Origin of the sequence: Pseudomonas sp. GD03875, from assembly GCF_029840585.1 — a bacterium.
GTDB classification, from domain to species: Bacteria; Pseudomonadota; Gammaproteobacteria; order Pseudomonadales; family Pseudomonadaceae; genus Aquipseudomonas; species Aquipseudomonas paralcaligenes.
Genome location: NZ_JAOCCV010000006.1, coordinates 97,431 through 113,782, shown reverse-complemented (window position 1 = coordinate 113,782; position 16,352 = coordinate 97,431). Strand labels below are relative to the sequence as shown.

Genomic DNA, 16,352 nt, shown 5'->3' with positions numbered 1-16,352 from the left:
GTCAGGGGCGGTACCACAGCTCGCTGCGCTGCAGCGGCGTTTCCGCCGGCAGGAGCGGATTGTTCAGCTCGATGACCCGGCGCCGCTCCATCCCGGCGTCCCGCAGGTCGGCGCTGTGGTACTGCTGGAAGAGCTGCTCGAAGGAGCCGTCGGCCAGGGCGGCCTCCAGGCCCTGGCGCACGGTTTCCGCCAGTTGTGGATTGTGCGGCGAGAAGAAGAAATACATCGCCGCGGGATAGCGCAGCGCCAGGTGCTCGTCCAGCACCAGCCCTTGCGCGGTGGTGTGCTGCAGTTCGCCGCGCGCTTCCAGCACGGCGCGCGGGAAGTAGTCGAAGCGGCCGGCGCGGAGCATGCGGAACAGGCTCGCGTAGCTGGAGCTGGTCTCCACCTTCAGCCCGTGGCTGCGCAGGATGCCGGTGTCCGGCCAGTCGTGGCCCTGGCCGGCGCGCCAGTGGCTCAGCCCGGCCAGGTCGTGCACGTCCGCCAGCATCTGCCTGCTGTCGTCGCGCACCAGGGCGATGCGCCAGCCGTACAGGCCGCGGTCGAGGGGAATGCGCACGGGCAGCAGGCGCCGTTCGCGCTCGCGGCTGGTCATGGTCCAGACCACGTCGACCACCTTGTCCTGCTCCAGGCTGAGCAGCGCGCGATCCTGCTCCATGGCGTAGTCGGAGGGGACGATGCGTAGGGGGCTGCCGGTCTTGTCCAGCGCCAGCTGCAGTTGCGCCAGCGGATAGGCCGGGCGGAAGTCGCCGCCGGCCATGGCGCGCGGATAGCGCACCACCTCGTCCGCCGCCAGGCAGGGATAGGCAATGAGCAGCAGGGGCAGCAGCCAGGGCAGGCGCCACAATGGCATCGATTGAAATCCTTTCGAATCGCGAGCGTCGCCGATTATGCCAGCCCCGCGGCCATTAGCCGACCTCAGGACTTGCGACGTTCGGCGATGATCTCCGGCAGGTCGCTGCGGCGAAGGTAGACGCGCAAGGGTTCGGAGATGTTGAGGCGGTCGTCGATGCGCTGCTCCAGCAGCAGCCCCAGGCGTTCGCGGCTGAGGGTCATCAGCTCGCCCTTGAGTGGTTGCCAGACGAATTCGGCGCAGGGCTGGATGGTGTCCTCGGGCACGTCGAGGCCGAACGAGTCCTCGCTGAAGCGGACGATGTGGGCGCCGTTCTTGGCGTTGAAGCCGACCAGACCCTGCAGGGCGTCGGCGGCGGCGCAGATGGCGGACGATGTGGTGCTCATGCAAACCTCCTGTGAATGGGCTCGGGGTTCGCACGCCTGGCATGGCGATTCGTTGTATGCCGGGCGGTCGCTCTGCGGCGACGTCGATTGGCTCCCGGTCGTTTTCATGCCGGCCATCTTAGGCGATGGCCGGGCGGGGGTGTTGCTCTGGATCAAGACAGGCGAATCGAGAAGCAATTCGCTCGGGACGAATCGGTCGTGTAGCGGATCAGCGTTGCTGGCCGATCCAGCGCCACTTGCCCCAGGGGTGCCAGCGGGACCTGAGCCATCTGGCCTGCTCGGCCTCCTGGATGCGCTGGCCCAGGCTGTCGCCGCGGCCGGCGTTGACCCATTGCTGGCGGCCACGCGCGTAGGCCTGGGCGAAGTCGGCCCAGCTGCCGAAGCAGGCGCTGGCGCGCGCGGCGTTGAGGTGCAGCACCTGCCATTGCAGCTCGGGCGGCAGCCAGCCCAGCAGGGCGGCGCTGCGCACGAAGAATGCGATGCGTGCGCAGGCGAAGGCCATGGCGTCGCGTGGCTGGTCGGCGGGGGCGAGTTGATCCAGGTCGAGGCTGAACCAGCGTGTCTTCACCAGGTGCGGCAGTTGCTGGTGGATATCCGACTCCGCCAGATCGGTGCGCAGGCCGAAGTGATGCAGCGTGAGCGGGCGCAACTTCTGCGCCAGATCGTCCCCGAGCTTCACCATGGGACGGTCGGCAAAACCGCCGTCCAGGGTGTGGAAGGCCATGGGGTGGGCGAGGGCGAGCGCATGGTTCTGTTCGGGCGAGAGGCGGTAGTCGCGCACTCGACCGGCCTTGCGCCGCGCCGCCTGGCGCCGGCGCCAGGGCGACAGCAACCATCTGAAGAACCGGCTCAGCAGCCAGTAGGACAGCCAGAAGAACACCGCGCCCAGGATGATGTTCATGCCGCGGCCTCCTGGTCTTCTTGCGAGGGCCGCGCAGCGGGCGCGATGCCGGCCAGCGCCTGGGCAGCGGCCAGGGCGCTGTCGGCGGGCGCATGCACCTGGTGGGGCGTGCGTGCCAGGCTCAGCCACTGCACCAGTGCGCTGGGCGCGGCGACCCGCGCCAGCTTGTCCGGGTGGCGCGTGAACAGGGCCAGTTGGTCGGCTTCCTCGGTAATCTCGGCCACGCGCGTCCAGCCGCCGGGCAGACGCACCAGGTCGATGGCCAGCGCGTCGGGCGGCGTGCTCTCTGTGGTAGGCAGCGATTGCAGGAAGGTCAGTACGTCGAGGTGGTATTTATCCACGGGCGGGCGGTTCTGCTTGCCCTTGATCTGCTCGATCTCGAGCAGGCCATCGGGGCGCACCAGGGCGCTGATGGTGATGCGCGGCTGGGATTGGCCTGTGCGGTAGCTGAACAGGCGCATGCGCCCTTGTTCGCACGAGGCGGCGTAGTGCTCGCCATAGCCGCCGACCAGCTTGCGGCGGTTGCCGAACTGGCCCACGCAATGGCGCATGCACTGGCTCTCGAAGGCCAGCTCCTCGCGCAGATGGGGCGAGTCGGGCAGGAACTCGACAAACTCGCCGGCGTCGTTGGGCGCGCGCCAGAGCGTGCGCACGGCGTCGGGTTGGTGCTCGCGCCAGCCGGCCAGCTGGCGTGCCTCGAACATCCGGTGTTCCTGTTCCCATTGCGCCAGCGCCTGCAGCGCATTCACCCGCTGGAGCTTGCCGGCCAGCGCCGTGCCCGCGCGGGTGGAGAGGAACTCCAGCAGGCGCTGCTCCACGTCGCGTACGGCGGGCGACTCCGGATCGATCCACCAGAGGGTGGCGTGGGGCGCGTCGCTCTTGCGGTGTCCGCTCAGGCGCTGGTCGATCCAGGCGGGGAGGGTGTTGCCCAGCTTCTGCCGGGCCACTTCCAGGCTGTCCAGCACCACCATGGCCGGTGGCTCGGCTCTCAGATTGCCGATGACGAAGCGGAAGAAATGGCTGCTCATCCACGCGCCGATTTCGGTGCTGTCGCCGCGTGCGGTGCTGCGTGCGGTGATCGCGGCCTTGATCTGGGTGGCGTTGGCGACGTCGCGCGCGCCGTAGGCCTGCGCGGCGCTGCCGTGGTCGTTGGGCAGGGCTGGGATCATGTCAGAACCATCGACGCCAGAACGGCTTCTGCTTGCGGATGGCGGCCTTGGCCTTGTCGATGCCCTCCAGGGCGATGTCGCGCGCGGCCTCCCTGTCCAAGTCGGGATCGAAGACGGCGACGGCGCGTTCGTAGGTTTCCAGCGCCGTTTGCGCCTCGCCTGCGTCGAGCAGGCCATCGCCCAGGCGGCGCAGGCCCCAGGTGCGGCCGATGCGCATGAGTTCGGGACGGATGGCCAGCATGCGCGCGAGGGCGTCCTCGGGCTTGCTGCGGTACAGATAGTCGAGCATGGCGGCCTCCATGCCCAGCAGCCAGGGGTGCTCGGTCTTGAGGGTGTCCTCGTCGAGCATGCCGCGCCACTGGCGCAGGCGGTCCAGCCAGATTTCGATCTCAAGCGCGCGATCGAGGTACTGCAGCGCCCAGGCCACGTTGTCGAAGTAATCGCAGGGGTCGTGGCGGCTGTAGCCATGCTCCAGCGCGAAGTGCCACAGTTGCTCGGCCGCGTCGATGTATTCGGGGTAGCGCTTGAGGGCGTACAGGCAGGTCAGCACGCCTTGCTTGTGCTCGGCGAACGGGCTGGAAGCCAGACCTTTCTGGTGCAGGATCAGGGCTTCTTCGTTGCGCGATTCGTCGCGGTAGCGGATCGCCAGGTTGTTGCAGTTCATCGAGTAGGTATGGATGTCGCCGTCGCGCACGTTGCCTTCGCCGGTGGCGAAGAAGGCCTCGAACTGCGCCAGGGCGAGTTCGTAGTAGCGCGTGGACAGCGCGATGAGGGCATCGCGAGGAAAGCCGCTGCGCTGTTCGGCGGGCAGCTCGATGCTGTCCATCACCTCGTTGGGGGTGGACAGGATCACGCCCAGGGAATAGCTCCAGTTGCCCGCGCCGGTCTCAATGAAGCGCTGGTTCACGGCCTGCTCGGCGCCCAGCACGCGCATACGCGTGTACCAGAGCTGGCTGGCGCAACCGTGGTTGGCCATTTCGGGCAGCTCCTGCAGGCGCTCCAGCAGTGGCAGGCCTTGTTCGTAGCGGCCCTGCTTGACCAGCTGCATGCCTTCTATGACGTCGCACATGGGGTGGTTGGGGAGCAGACTGCGCGCCTTGTCCAGCAGACGGTGGCGTGCCTCGGTTATGTCGGCGTGGCCCAGTGCGCGAAGATCCTGTTCGTTCAGCTCATCTTCATGCGCGGCCGCGGCCAGGGCCAGTGTCCACAGGCCGGCGTGTTCGGTTTCGCCCTGTAGTTGCTGCTGGGCCAGCTCGATGGCGCGCCGGCTCGAGATCGGGCGCGAGTGCCAGCAGGCTTCCAGGGCCATCCTGGCGGCCTGTTCCTCCTGGCCGGTCTCCATCAGCCAGGTCAGTACCGTGGCGGTAAAGCCGTCTTCCTCGTCCTGGACCAGCATGAAGCGCCCTTGCCGCGCGGTGGCCAGTGCGGTGGCGTGGTCGCCCTGCGCCCATTGCACGCTGGCGGTCAGGCGCGCGAGCTTGACGGACTGGTCGCGCCGCAGCGCGGGACTGGCATCCTGGCCCAGCGCCTGCTGCGCGCCCTCGCATACCTGCGCCAGGGTGTCGGGCGCCAGACGCACCAGGTCGTGCGCCAGGCGCCACCAGTCATCTTCCTCGACGATCTGATCGGGGCCGGGCATGGCCAGTGTCTGGGCGGCCTTGCGCGCCAGGGCGGCGGCACCGTCCTTGTCGCCGCGCAGCTCGCTGGTCAGGGCCAGGCGCAGCTGCAGCGTGGCTTCGTCGAAGCAGCGCCAGTGCCGACGATGGGGCTGGCGCAGGTAGATGGCGTGGACTTCGCGGGTGCCGCGTTCGTAGGTGTCGGGCTGGCGCGCGCTCAGGGCCTCGTCCATCAAGTTGTACCAGCTCTGCAGGCTCCGGTCGTCGTGCTCGGGCAGGGCCTGGCAGGCGCCGATAGCGTCGGTGGCGGCCTCGAACAGGGCATGCAGTTGCGCGGCGGGCATGCCGTCCTCGCGCGTAGCGGCGCTGATGCGCCAGCGCGCGCAGGCTTCGGCGGCTTCCAGGCGCTCGGCATGGGCGAGGTCGTTCAGCAGCCGCGCTTCGTGGGCGTCGAGGGCGGCGCGTGCCGCATCGGGGCGATCCAGCCACATCCAGAGGCGGAACAGACGGTCCAGCGCGGTCATGTCGTCGGGCGCCAGCGCCTGCGCGGCGAGCAGCTCGCGGGCGCGTGCCACGGCCTGGACCTGCTCGGCCTCGCTCAGTTCGGGCTCATCGTCCTCGTCGGCGTCCGGGAGCAGACCCTCGCCGCGGGCAACGGCGATCACATGATCGAGGAAGGCATAGAAGGCATCTTCTTCACGCAGCAGTTCGGACATGGCGGGCTCGTGTAAGGGGGCGGGTGGTGGTTGCCGGAGGGTGGCAGTCTAGTGCCGTAATGTTGCCTTGGCTGCTGGCCCCTGGGTGTGTTCCTGCTCGCGAATCGCGGACATGGCCCGCGCTCGCGCGCTTGAACGAACACCCAGGGGGGCTCGTCATGGCTTCCCGTCGAAGTGGTAGACGAAATCCTCCTCGCTGGCGTCGAGCCGGATATCGGCGAGTTTCTCGCCGTCGGCCAGGCTCTGCAGGTAATGGCGGCTGATGACCGGCAGCACCGTCTGGGTGAGGATCGCGTCGATCATCCGTCCGCCCGATTCCACCTCGGTGCAGCGGCGGATGACCAGCGCCACCGCCGCGTCGCTGTACGCGAACGCGATGGCGTGGCGCTCCTCGACGCGCTTGCGGATGCGCTCCAGCTGCAGGCGGACGATGCTGGCCAGGGTGTCGTCGCTGAGCGGGTAGTAGGGGATGACGTTCAGGCGGCCGAGGAAGGCCGGCGGGAACACCTGCAGCAGCGGTTCGCGCAGGGCCGTGGCCAGCGCCTCGGGCTCGGGGGCGAGTTCCGGGTCGCGGGTCAGGTTCATCACCAGGTCGGTGCCGACGTTGGAGGTGAGCAGGATCACGGTGTTGCGGAAGTCGATCTGGCGTCCCTCGCCATCCTCCATCCAGCCCTTGTCGAAGACCTGGAAGAACAGCTCGTGCACGTCCGGGTGGGCTTTTTCCACTTCGTCCAGCAGCACCACCGAGTAGGGCTTGCGCCTGACCGCCTCGGTCAGCAGACCGCCCTCGCCATAGCCGACGTAGCCCGGCGGCGCGCCCTTGAGGCTGGAGACGGTGTGCGCCTCCTGGAACTCGCTCATGTTGATGGTGATGAGGTTCTGCTCGCCGCCGTAGAGCGTCTCGGCGAGGGTGAGGGCGGTTTCCGTCTTGCCCACGCCGGAGGGGCCGACCAGCATGAACACGCCGATGGGCTTGTCCGGGTTGTCCAGGTGCGCGCGGGCGGTCTGGATGCGCCGGGCGATCAGTTCGAGCCCGTGGCGCTGGCCGATCACCCGTTTCTCCAGGGTGTCCACCAGGCCCAGCACGGCGGCGATCTCGTCGCGGACCATGCGTCCCACCGGGATGCCGGTCCAGTCGGCGACCACCGAGGCCACGGCGGCCTCGTCCACGGCCGGCAGGATCAGCGGCGAATCGCCCTGCAGCGCCGCCAGCTCGGACTGCAGTCCGGCGTGCTCGGCCAGCAGGGTGGCGCGTTCGCTGTCCGGCAGATCGCCCGCGCGCAGTTGCTCACGCACTTCCAACAGGCGTTCGGCGACGCTGCGTTCGCTTTCCCAGCGGCCCTGCAACAGGGCCAGGCGGGTGCGTTCCTGATCCAGCTGCGCCAGGCACTTGCCTTCGCGTTCGCCCACGTCCAGGCCGATGGCGCCTTCGCGCCCGATGATCGCCTGCTCCGTCTCCAGCATCTCGATGCGCCGCTGGCACTGCTCCAGCTCGGCGGGCAGCGTGTGCTGGCTGACCGAGACCCGCGCGCAGGCGGTGTCGAGCAGGCTGATGGCCTTGTCCGGCAGTTGCCGGGCCGGGATGTAGCGGTGCGACAGGCGCACCGCCGCGGCGATGGCCTCGTCGAGGACCTGAATCCGGTGGTGCTTTTCCAGCGCGCCGGCGATGCCACGGACCATGCCGATGGCCGCCGGCTCGTCGGGTTCGCCCACCTGGATCACCTGGAAGCGGCGGGTGAGGGCCGGGTCTTTCTCGATGTAGCGGCGGTATTCGCTCCAGGTGGTGGCACCGATGGTGCGCAGGGTGCCGCGCGCCAGCGCGGGCTTCAGCAGGTTGGCGGCGTCACCGGTGCCCGCCGCGCCGCCGGCGCCGATCAGGGTGTGGATCTCGTCGATGAACAGGATGATGGGCTTGGGGCTGGCCTGGACTTCGTCGATCACCTGACGCAGGCGCTGTTCGAACTCGCCCTTCATGCTGGCACCGGCCTGCAGCAGGCCGATGTCGAGCATCAGCAGCGACACGCCGCGCAGCTGGGGCGGCACGTCGCCGCTGGCCAGGCGCAGCGCGAAGCCCTCGGCCACGGCGGTCTTGCCGACCCCGGCCTCGCCCGCCAGCAGGGGGTTGTTCTGTCGGCGGCGGATGAGGATGTCGGTGATCTGGCGGATTTCCTCGTCGCGGCCGGTGACCGGGTCGATCTCGCCCTGGGCGGCCCGGGCGGTGAGGTCGACGGCGAAGCGGCTGAGGGCGTCCTGCTTGCCGCTCGGCGCCAGGGCGCCGCTGGCCTCGCCCGGCTCGCCGCCCACATGGCTGCCGTCGCTGGCGGCCAGGTCGTCCTCTGGCGAGCCGCGCAGCAGGCGCGGCAGGTCGCGGGTCAGGGCGTCGGCGTCAAGATTGGCCAGCTCCCGGCTGACGGTGGCCAGCACGTTGCGCAGGTGGGTGGTCTTGAGGATGCCGAGCAGTAGCGAGGCGCCGCGCACCCGGTCTTCCTGCAGCAGCAGCGTCGCGTAGACCCAGCCGCGCTCGACGGCGTTCTCCACGTGCTCGGAGAGGTCGCTGATGGCGGTGGCGCCCGCTGGCAGGCGATCCAGCGCCCGCACCAGATCGCTGTTCAGGCGGGCCTCGTCCAGTTCGTAGTGGCGGACGATCCGGTGCAGGTCGCTGTCGTTCAACTGCAACAGCTGGTGCAGCCAGTGCGCCAGCTCCACGTAGGGGTTGCCGCGCAGCTTGCAGAAGACGGTGGCGCCCTCGATGGCTTTGTACAGGATCGGGTTGAGTTTGCCGAACAGGGCGGCGCGGCTGATGTTGCTCATGGTCGTCTGCTCAGCGGGCCGAAACGGCGGTCAGGTTCGGGGCGGTGAAGGAACGCTTGTTCTGGTCCTGGGCGTCGGTGACCGGGGTCTTGCGGATGCGCTCGATCTTCCAGGTGCCGCCCTGGCGCTGCAGCGAGTAGGCGAGGGGACGGCCTTCCTCGATGACCCGCTCCGGGCCCTTGGGGTTGAGGGCGTAGAGGGATACCTCGTAGGCGCTGGGCTCGTTCCGCGAGGACCAGCTCGACGGCACCAGGCGGGCGAAGTTCAGCACCGGGGAACCCGGCAGGCGGCCGAGCACGCGCTCGCCCAGGTAGGCGTCGGAGAACAGCGGGTAGTACACCGGGGCGTGGCGCGCGGTGACGTCGACGACGTGGAGGAAGCTGTAGCGCTGCCAGTCGCCGACCGAGAACAGGCCCTTGCCCTGGCCGACGAAGGCGAAGTAGCGCTTCTTCGGGGTGCTCAGTTCCAGCAGGCGGGCGTGCTCCATGTCCAGGCGCGGCAGGGCGCCCCACGGGCTCTCGGTGGCGGGGAAGCGCTTGCGGCCGAACTCGACGCTGGCCGACTCCTCGCCGGTCATCAGGTAGACGGGCGAGTTGTTCACCTTCGCCTGGTACGTCGTGCCCGTCTTGGAGGCCTTGCTGGTGAAGGACTCGCTCGCCAGGGACACGGAGGGGCGCTCCATGCGCCAGATGCTGTCCAGGGCGAAGGCCATGTCGGCCTCCACGCTGGCGTGGCCGGGCAGGGTGAAGCCGAGCAGGGCCACGCAGAGCAGGGGACGGTGGAGGATGCGGAAGGGGTTCATGGATGGGACCTCGTTGGTTCGGATGAAGGGGAGCCCGCGGTTCGCCGCGGACGGTATGAATGGGTAGTGGCGGCGATGTGTTCGGGGTCGAGGACCAGGTCGTCGCGGTCCTGCGTGGCGGCGCTGGCGCCGAGCCAGCTGGTCCAGCCCAGGCGGGTAACGCCGCCGAGCGATACCCGCGGCACTTCGGCGGCGTGCAGGACCAGGCGCACGTCCCAGGCGTATTCGATGCCGATGTAGCTGCGCGCCCAGTCGAGCAACTGCCGATGGCCGCGGCCGGTGGGCAGCAGGTTCTCGTAGTCGGCCAGGCCCATGGCGCCCAGGCGGATGCGAAAGCGGTGCTGACGGTCCGGCACGGCCTGCCCGGCCACGGCGTCGACGCCCAGTTGGGCGTTGCTCGCGCCGCCGAGACGGGTGCGCTGGTCGTCCGGCAGGGGCAGCCAGTGCCGGGCGAACTCCTCGATCCGCGCGGGCATGCGGAAGAAGTTGGCCAGGATGCGCTCCAGCCCTTCCGCGTTGCGCACCTGGCGGACCAGGTGGCCGGCGTGGTTCCAGCGCGCGTGGTCGGGCACCGAGTCGCGCTCGCGCTGGGATTCGAGGCCGTGGTGGACGAGGCTCGCCACGTGGCGGGTGAAGCTGTCGTCCTGATCGCGGTCCAGGCTCACCGTGGACTGGGCCGAGGCCCAGGCGCGGTAGAACAGCTGGATCAGCCGGTGATGGAAGATGTCGGCGAAGGCCGACAGGGTCTCGTCGCCGTGGTGGTTGGCGCGCTCCATCGCGTATTCGGTCAGGGCCAGCGGCAGCGGGCCGTTGGGCCCGAACAGGCCGAAGCTGAAGATGCGCAGCTTGGCAGCCGCCCGGCGTTCATCCAGGCCGGCCAGGGTGGCGGGGGCGAAGGAGGTGGACGGCGCCTGGCCCAGGCGGATGGGGTCCTGCTGCGGGCGCTGCGAGTGGCCCAGGCGCGGGCTCTGCGGGTGCAGCGATTCGATGCGCCGCAGGGCGGCGAACAGGTCGAAGTCGTAGGGCCGCTCGCCGAGCCGCTGCCAGAAGTCTGTGGTGCCCGTCATGCCACCGGCCTCGTGCCGAAGCGCGGCGCCCACTGGCCGATGCGGCCGCGCTGGGCGCTGTCCAGGCGCACTTCGATGAAGGTGTTGAGGCCGACGTGGCGAGCGAGGAAGCGCTCCAGCACGGCGCCGAACAGATAGGCGCTGCTGCCCGCGAACTGGGCCTCGTCGACCTTCAGGTCGATGGCGACGCCACGGCCGAAGGCCAGCGGGCCGTGCCCGGGCAGGCGCCGGGTGACGGGTGTCAGGCTGGCGCCGAGCAGGCCGCGCGCCTGGCGGGCGATGGCCGCGTCGCCCTGGGCCCCGTACAGGGTCAGCAGCTCGCGCAGGGCCTCGGCGCCCTGTTCGGGCGTCAGGTCGGTCAGGGTCTGGTAGCCGAGCCCCAGCTGGCTGATCAGGCGCCAGGTCAGCTCGCCCTCGGGCGCCGCCGGCTGCGGCTTGGTCGGCCCCTCGATGATGCGCACCGCGGAGACCGGCAGCGAGCCGAGCGGAATCAGGTCCTGGTTGCTGCCGACCGACATCAGCATGGGCAGGTCGCGGTTGCTGACCGTCATCTGCACGCCCAGCTGGCGCAGGGTGCCGGCGTAGGGCGCCTCGTTGCGGTCGACCAGGCTGAGGAACACCTCGGAGCCGATGTAGGTAGTGCGGGCGCCCTTGCGCAGCGTGCTGTCGGAGGGGCGGCGCGGTTCGCGGCGCACGGAGAAGTAGGTGCCGTGCTCACTGCGATCCTGGGCGACGCAGGTGTAGAACGGGCGGAATTCGGCTTCCACCGCGTTGTCCTGGCCGAAGCCCTCGGCCAGGGCGACGCTGTACACCTCGTAGTCCATCGGCCGGGCGCGGTCCGGCACCACGTGGAACTCGTTGCGGTTGTCCGCCACCGGGACCCGGTCGGAGCGCATGTCGATCAGGTTCACCGCCGGGGTGCAGAACAGGGCGAAGTGCTCGGGGCCGACCAGCGTCTCGTATTCGCTGGCATCGCGGTCGAGCAGGATCAGCACCTCGAAGCCGCTGGCCGCGCTGCTGTGCTCCAGCGCCGGGCCGAGCCCCTCGATGGCGACGAAGTGGTAGCGCGCCGGCATCGCGAAGTATTCGTGGAGCAGCCGGTAGCCTTGGAAGCCGCGGGCGGAGTAGGGCAGTAGCGATTCTTCCTCGGACAGCCCCTCCGGCTGCAGCGCGCTCGCCGGCAGGAGCGTCCAGCCGCAGCCACTGGTGTCGACGGGGCGCACGGCCACGCCCAGGGTGTGGCCGCAGAGCAGCTCGTACAGGTGCGAGGCGAGCTGGCCGCTGTCGCGCAGGTGCAGCGACAGGCGATCGAGCCCCGGCGCCCTGCCGTTGTGGGCGCTGGTGAAGTCGAAGCGCAGGTGCAGGGTCGACTTGACCGTCCTGCCGAGCGTGGCGCGGGGCAGGCGGATGTCGGCGGGCGCGGCCTCGAAGCGGGCGCTGGCCAGGGTCAGGGGCCACAGCTCCACGGCGTGGGCGGTGCGGAATTCGCACTGGGTCTTGCGCTCGCCCTGCAGGGGCTCCTTCAGCCGGGTGCCGCGCTCGATGACGAAGCCGTTCTCCTGGTTGCCGCTCATCTCGCCGGGCGAGAACTGGATGATGCACATGGCCGGCGTGGGCGCCAGGTAGTTGGGGTAGACCACCTCCAGCAGGCGCTGGGAGAAGCGCGGGAACTCGGCATCCATCTTCAGGTGGATGCGCGCGGTGAGGAAGCAGAAGCCTTCCAGCAGGCGTTCTACATAGGGGTCCGCCACTTCCGTGCCACGCATGCCCAGCCGCGCCGCGACCTTGGGATACTGCCCGGCGAACTCCGCACCCAGTTCGCGCAGGTAGGCCAGTTCGCTGTTGTAGTAGTCCAGCAGCCTGGGATCCATGTCATGACCTCGCGACGTTTTCCAGGGACACCTGGCCGCACTCCAGGTCGACGTGGGAGCGCAGCAGCAGCTCCATGGGGTAGGGCTCGGACCAGAGCTGGCCGCGTATTTCCAGGGACAGGCGGTTGCGCGAGGCCAGCCCGGCGACCGGGGGCAGCACGCGGATCTCCAGGGACTCCGGCAGTATCCGCGGCTCGAAGGTGGCGATGGCCGTGCGCAGGGTCGCCTCGACCTCCTTCCAGTCGGCGGCGGCCAGCTGGCGGCCGGACAGCGCCGGGATGCCGAAGTTGACCACCGACACGCGGGCGCGCTCGGCCTGCTCGAAGTCGGTGGTCGACTCCGCGTTCACCGTGTTGAGCAGCCAGGACAGGTCGCGCAGGACGCTTTCGCGAAAGTCGGAGCGGCTGATGAGACGCTCGTGGGGCGCCTCGCTGCTGCTCTGCGGCGCGTGGTCGGTCAGGCGGTCCAGCAGGGCCGGCATCAGCCGGTTGCTGCGTACGCTGTGCGGTTTCATGGCTGGCCGGCCAGGGAGGACAGCTCGCGCACGGCGAGCAGCGGATGCTCGCCGGCCGGGCTGACCAGCATGCGCTGCCCGACGCCGGCCCACAGCTCGTCTCCGAGCGGGCGCCATTCGGTCAGGCTGGCCAGTGCCAGCGCGTCCTGGCCCTCGGTATGGCTGAGGGGATAGCGGGCGGGCAGCAGCACGGGGTGCTGGCCGCCATTGCTCAGCGTCACCCGCGCGGGCAGCCAGACCAGGTCGCGCAGGTCGGTCGGCGCGTCGATCTCCAGGCGCTGGATGTTCTCGAACGGCAGCCAGTAGTACTGGCCGTTGAGGAAGAGTTCGCAGACTGGGCCGAGCCTGGAGTCGCCGTCGGCAATCCACTCGACCTGCTCGCCATCGAGGAGGAACGGCGTTTCGCCGGCCTGCTCGAACGCCTGCGCATGCAGTTCGGCCGCCTGCACGGCATCGCCGCCGGCGCGGCAAGCCAGCGACCGGGCCAGCAGCGGCAGCCAGTCGCTGGGCTGGCCGATGCTCTTGACCTCCAGCTCCCCGGCGAACACCCGCTCGCGGGCGCGCTCGCAGCGAATGGCCTCGCGGTAGGCCTGGGCCATGGGAATGCACTTGGCATCGAGCTGCGCGACGGTCTGCAACTGCGCGACCGCACGCTCCCAGTCACCCTTCACCATGCACAACTGCGCGTAGTGGACACGCAGCCTGGCGTCCGCCGGCGCGCGACGAATCTGCTGGGTCAGCTGGGCGACCTGCTCGTCGAGCGGAGTGTGGAACAGGGTGGAGCTGATGGGCTGGTTCATCGATGCCTATCCTTGGCTGGTGTGCCGAAGTCGGATTTATTTGGTGTGTTCAATCAGGGCTGGATGATGGCGAGCATGCGCGTATATCCAGGGGTTTGATCCCATTCATGTCTGAGTCGGCCTCCATCCGAACTCGGCAAGGCCATAGTATTGAATGTTGATGCGGTAAACTTCCGTATCTTTGGCTTTGTCTTTGCTAATTTCATTGGACACGCTCAATTCAATACAAACAGGGCCGAGCCGGCCATTAATAAAGCCAGTCCAAATGCTCGAGCATAGCTCGGATGCAAAGTGAATTGAGAGGTGGGTGCATGACGTATCAGTGGATAGCGTCGGTAGAAAGCGCTCACCCTATTTGCACATGGCGCAGGAGTCAGTAGGGTAAGTAGTCCTAGGGGAAAGAATATAAGGGCTGCAATCAAGGTCATGGTAAAAATATCGTCCGATTTCGCATCTGCCATTGATGGTGAGCGAAGTGGATGGAATTGTGTCAATTTAAAGTGCTATCTTTATGGTTTCGAGTTCTATATTTCTTTTTTAGTGCTGAGGGTATCACCCAGAAAAGTATACAAATTAAAATGAAAATTGATATTGCTATGTATGCGTTCCCAAAAGATATCCAGTATAGGAGTGCAGTAATGATTGCGATGTAGAATACGAATTGCTCTGCAAGGGTGTAGATGATTTTTAATGAGCCTTGAATGTATTTTTTCATTTGCAAAGCCCTTTTATATTAATGTTTTCCGGGCGAAGACAGAACTCTGCTATGGGCGTTGGTGTGGATGAAATTGCAGTCAGGGCATTGATTTCAATTAGTGAGTCTTCTACTTTGTTGTATATGCCAATTTCTTCTTCAGATAGTTTATGGTCGAGAGTGCTTGGGTAGGGTGTCGGTCCGCTTGGGTGTCCGGTGAGAATCGACTGGATGACATGTTCTATTTTGTTCTGACCTGTGGCTACGGCCTTTATTGATGCTCCATAGCTCGCCAGCAAAAAATTTGACAGACTAACTGTCCTGCTTACATTTTTAGGCAGTGATCTATTGCCGATTTTTCCTCCAGTGCTTGCATAGTTCGTGAATGCACCACCCGCAAGTCGGCCTAGTATGTCTGCCTTTCGGTATTTGAGATTGTAAACCAATACCCTGTAAAGGATATCTTTGTTTGCGTTGTCTGTTGCTAGATTCAAAGTTTGGGATAATTGGTTTGCTGCTATTTGTGCTTGAGATTTCCTGGTGTGTCCCCAAATGCCTAATTGCATTTGAATCTGCAGCAGCCCTATCCACCAGGTAATTGGGTGGTTGTAGGCGCCTTTGGTAAATCTATGCCAGGCTGGCTCATTTCCAAACCTGTACGAATCGATTAGCTTGTCGATTTCACCTGCGTCGGATTTTTGTAGATTTTCCAGAAATATCTGCGCATCTCTTTTGGCTTGGATATCCAAGGTCATGTGGGGCATTTCTCTATCCTTCCATGATCATTGATGTCTAGCATCTTGTTCTCTATCGCTGGGACGCTGCCATTAGTGTCAATGTGGGCGGTATATCCAGGGATGTTTGCTAGTAAGCGACACCTTTCAGTCCGTTGATCAGTTCTTCGAATGAGCCGGGTTCGAGCTTGTCCGCGTTCAGCACCAGAATCTGGTCCACGTCCTTCTTCACGACCAATGCGAGGCATTTTTCCGTCTTGCAGGCGCTGTATATCCGGTATCCGGATCGCTCGATGCGGTGCAGATTATCCAGCCCGTAGAACTGGTCGGTCTCCTGGCTGGAGTTGCGAAAATACTCTGCAAGGCTTTCGCTCAATGCCTCGGCAGAGCGCAGGCGGAACAGATATTCCGGATAGTCTTGCAGGTTGAAGTCCTGGGGGAGCTCTTCGGTCTGGTGCGTCAGGGCCATGCCCGAGATCAACGCGCCCGAGCGCGTCTTCACGCTCAACTGTTCCGTATGAAAGATCGTGGCGCCCTCGAATTCCCGGATGGGGATATCCAGCTTGAAGGGGCCGCTGTAGGAAAGGGTTGTCACGGCGGGTGCGGTGCACCCTGCAACGAGTCCAGCCATCAGAAGGATGAAGAGGATCTTCTGTACAACATTCATGTTTGCAATCCGGATGAGGCGTGTCGAACTTACGTCAGTTCGGCTGGGCTTCACTCGCTCAGCTGTGTATCGGACTGGAGGCAGGATCGACCGCTCCTGACGGAGCCGGAGGTTTCCCTCCGGCCCGTCGCACGAACTTATTCCTTGTTCTGCTTGACGTCCCAGGTACCGGTGACGGTGGCGCCCATGGAGCCGTCGGTGTTCTGCTCTTTCACTTCGACCTTGACCTTGCCGTAGGACATGCCGACCGATTCGGTGACACGGGGGTCGCTGGTCGAGCCCATCGGGCTCACGTGAGTGATGAGCACTTCGTTCAGCGTGATCTTCATGTATTCCTGCGAGCCGTCGCCGACCTTGCAGCAGGAGACTTCGACGGTGGGGATGTGCTTGCCGCTGGCGCAGTACTTCATGAGGTTGGGCGTCGCCTTGTCCACGTAGTGGGTGAAGTGCAGCTCGCCGAAGTTGGCCTTGCCCGCGCCGGAGCCGCCGCCCGTGTGGGAGGTGGAGGTCTGGCTGACGGAGTAACCCCACTGGAGAACGTCGATCTGGCCGGAGTGCTTGGAGTCCTTGGACTCGCCCGGAATGCCGTCGATCTTGATGAAGAAATCCTGGAGTGAAGACATTTCTATATTCCTTTTGAAATGGATGTTGATTGGCCGCCATTCGGCCTAGTGGTGGTTGGCTTTTTAGGGTTGTCGCTTTTCTGCTTGAGTCGTCCTGCCTTCTGTCTGGAAATTGAAGTGGTGGTGTC

The 16,352-nt window shown here is 66.2% G+C and carries 14 protein-coding genes; all 14 read right to left on the bottom strand.

The genetic code is table 11. The annotated features are described in order from the left end of the window. Position 1: 1 nt before the first annotated feature. Positions 2 to 853 carry a transporter substrate-binding domain-containing protein gene (locus tag N5D30_RS07185; RefSeq protein WP_279908354.1) on the bottom strand — a complete coding sequence of 284 codons (852 nt, stop codon included), beginning with the start codon at positions 851 to 853 and terminating at the stop codon, positions 2 to 4. A 65-nt stretch (positions 854 to 918) separates the two neighbouring features. Continuing rightward, positions 919 to 1,239 (bottom strand): DUF2025 family protein, encoded by a 321-nt coding sequence (locus N5D30_RS07180; protein WP_279908351.1) that lies wholly within the window; start codon positions 1,237 to 1,239, stop codon positions 919 to 921. 208 nt (positions 1,240 to 1,447) lie between these two features. Then, positions 1,448 to 2,140, bottom strand: coding sequence for a DUF1266 domain-containing protein (locus tag N5D30_RS07175; RefSeq protein ID WP_220813242.1), 693 nt, complete (start codon positions 2,138 to 2,140; stop codon positions 1,448 to 1,450). Beyond that, positions 2,137 to 3,309 (bottom strand): hypothetical protein, encoded by a 1,173-nt coding sequence (locus N5D30_RS07170; RefSeq protein WP_279908349.1) that lies wholly within the window; start codon positions 3,307 to 3,309, stop codon positions 2,137 to 2,139. The genes N5D30_RS07175 and N5D30_RS07170 overlap by 4 nt, the downstream gene beginning before the upstream one ends. A gap of 1 nt (position 3,310) precedes the next feature. Further along, entirely contained in the window at positions 3,311 to 5,641 is a 2,331-nt protein-coding gene (locus N5D30_RS07165; RefSeq protein ID WP_279908347.1) for a hypothetical protein, read from the bottom strand. Between the two features lie 156 nt (positions 5,642 to 5,797). Continuing rightward, positions 5,798 to 8,452, bottom strand: coding sequence for a type VI secretion system ATPase TssH (gene tssH, locus N5D30_RS07160; protein ID WP_279908346.1), 2,655 nt, complete (start codon positions 8,450 to 8,452; stop codon positions 5,798 to 5,800). Between the two features lie 10 nt (positions 8,453 to 8,462). Further along, positions 8,463 to 9,254 carry a hypothetical protein gene (locus N5D30_RS07155; protein ID WP_279902110.1) on the bottom strand — a complete coding sequence of 264 codons (792 nt, stop codon included), beginning with the start codon at positions 9,252 to 9,254 and terminating at the stop codon, positions 8,463 to 8,465. After that, positions 9,251 to 10,321, bottom strand: a complete 1,071-nt coding sequence (gene tssG, locus N5D30_RS07150) for a type VI secretion system baseplate subunit TssG (protein ID WP_279908345.1) — start codon at positions 10,319 to 10,321, stop codon at positions 9,251 to 9,253. The genes N5D30_RS07155 and tssG overlap by 4 nt, the downstream gene beginning before the upstream one ends. Beyond that, entirely contained in the window at positions 10,318 to 12,192 is a 1,875-nt protein-coding gene (gene tssF, locus N5D30_RS07145) for a type VI secretion system baseplate subunit TssF (RefSeq protein ID WP_279908344.1), read from the bottom strand. The genes tssG and tssF overlap by 4 nt, the downstream gene beginning before the upstream one ends. A 1-nt stretch (position 12,193) precedes the next feature. Further along, complete coding sequence (gene tssE, locus N5D30_RS07140) at positions 12,194 to 12,706, bottom strand: type VI secretion system baseplate subunit TssE (RefSeq protein WP_220813235.1); 513 nt, start codon at positions 12,704 to 12,706, stop codon at positions 12,194 to 12,196. Further along, positions 12,703 to 13,506 (bottom strand): type VI secretion system accessory protein TagJ, encoded by an 804-nt coding sequence (locus tag N5D30_RS07135; RefSeq protein ID WP_279908342.1) that lies wholly within the window; start codon positions 13,504 to 13,506, stop codon positions 12,703 to 12,705. The genes tssE and N5D30_RS07135 overlap by 4 nt, the downstream gene beginning before the upstream one ends. 711 nt (positions 13,507 to 14,217) lie before the next feature. Further along, positions 14,218 to 14,964 carry a hypothetical protein gene (locus tag N5D30_RS07130; RefSeq protein WP_279908341.1) on the bottom strand — a complete coding sequence of 249 codons (747 nt, stop codon included), beginning with the start codon at positions 14,962 to 14,964 and terminating at the stop codon, positions 14,218 to 14,220. A 100-nt stretch (positions 14,965 to 15,064) separates the two neighbouring features. Further along, a complete protein-coding gene (locus N5D30_RS07125) occupies positions 15,065 to 15,601 on the bottom strand; it encodes a hypothetical protein (protein ID WP_279908340.1) in 537 nt (178 codons plus the stop codon). Between the two features lie 137 nt (positions 15,602 to 15,738). After that, positions 15,739 to 16,224 carry a type VI secretion system tube protein Hcp gene (locus N5D30_RS07120; RefSeq protein WP_220813231.1) on the bottom strand — a complete coding sequence of 162 codons (486 nt, stop codon included), beginning with the start codon at positions 16,222 to 16,224 and terminating at the stop codon, positions 15,739 to 15,741. Positions 16,225 to 16,352: the final 128 nt, after the last annotated feature.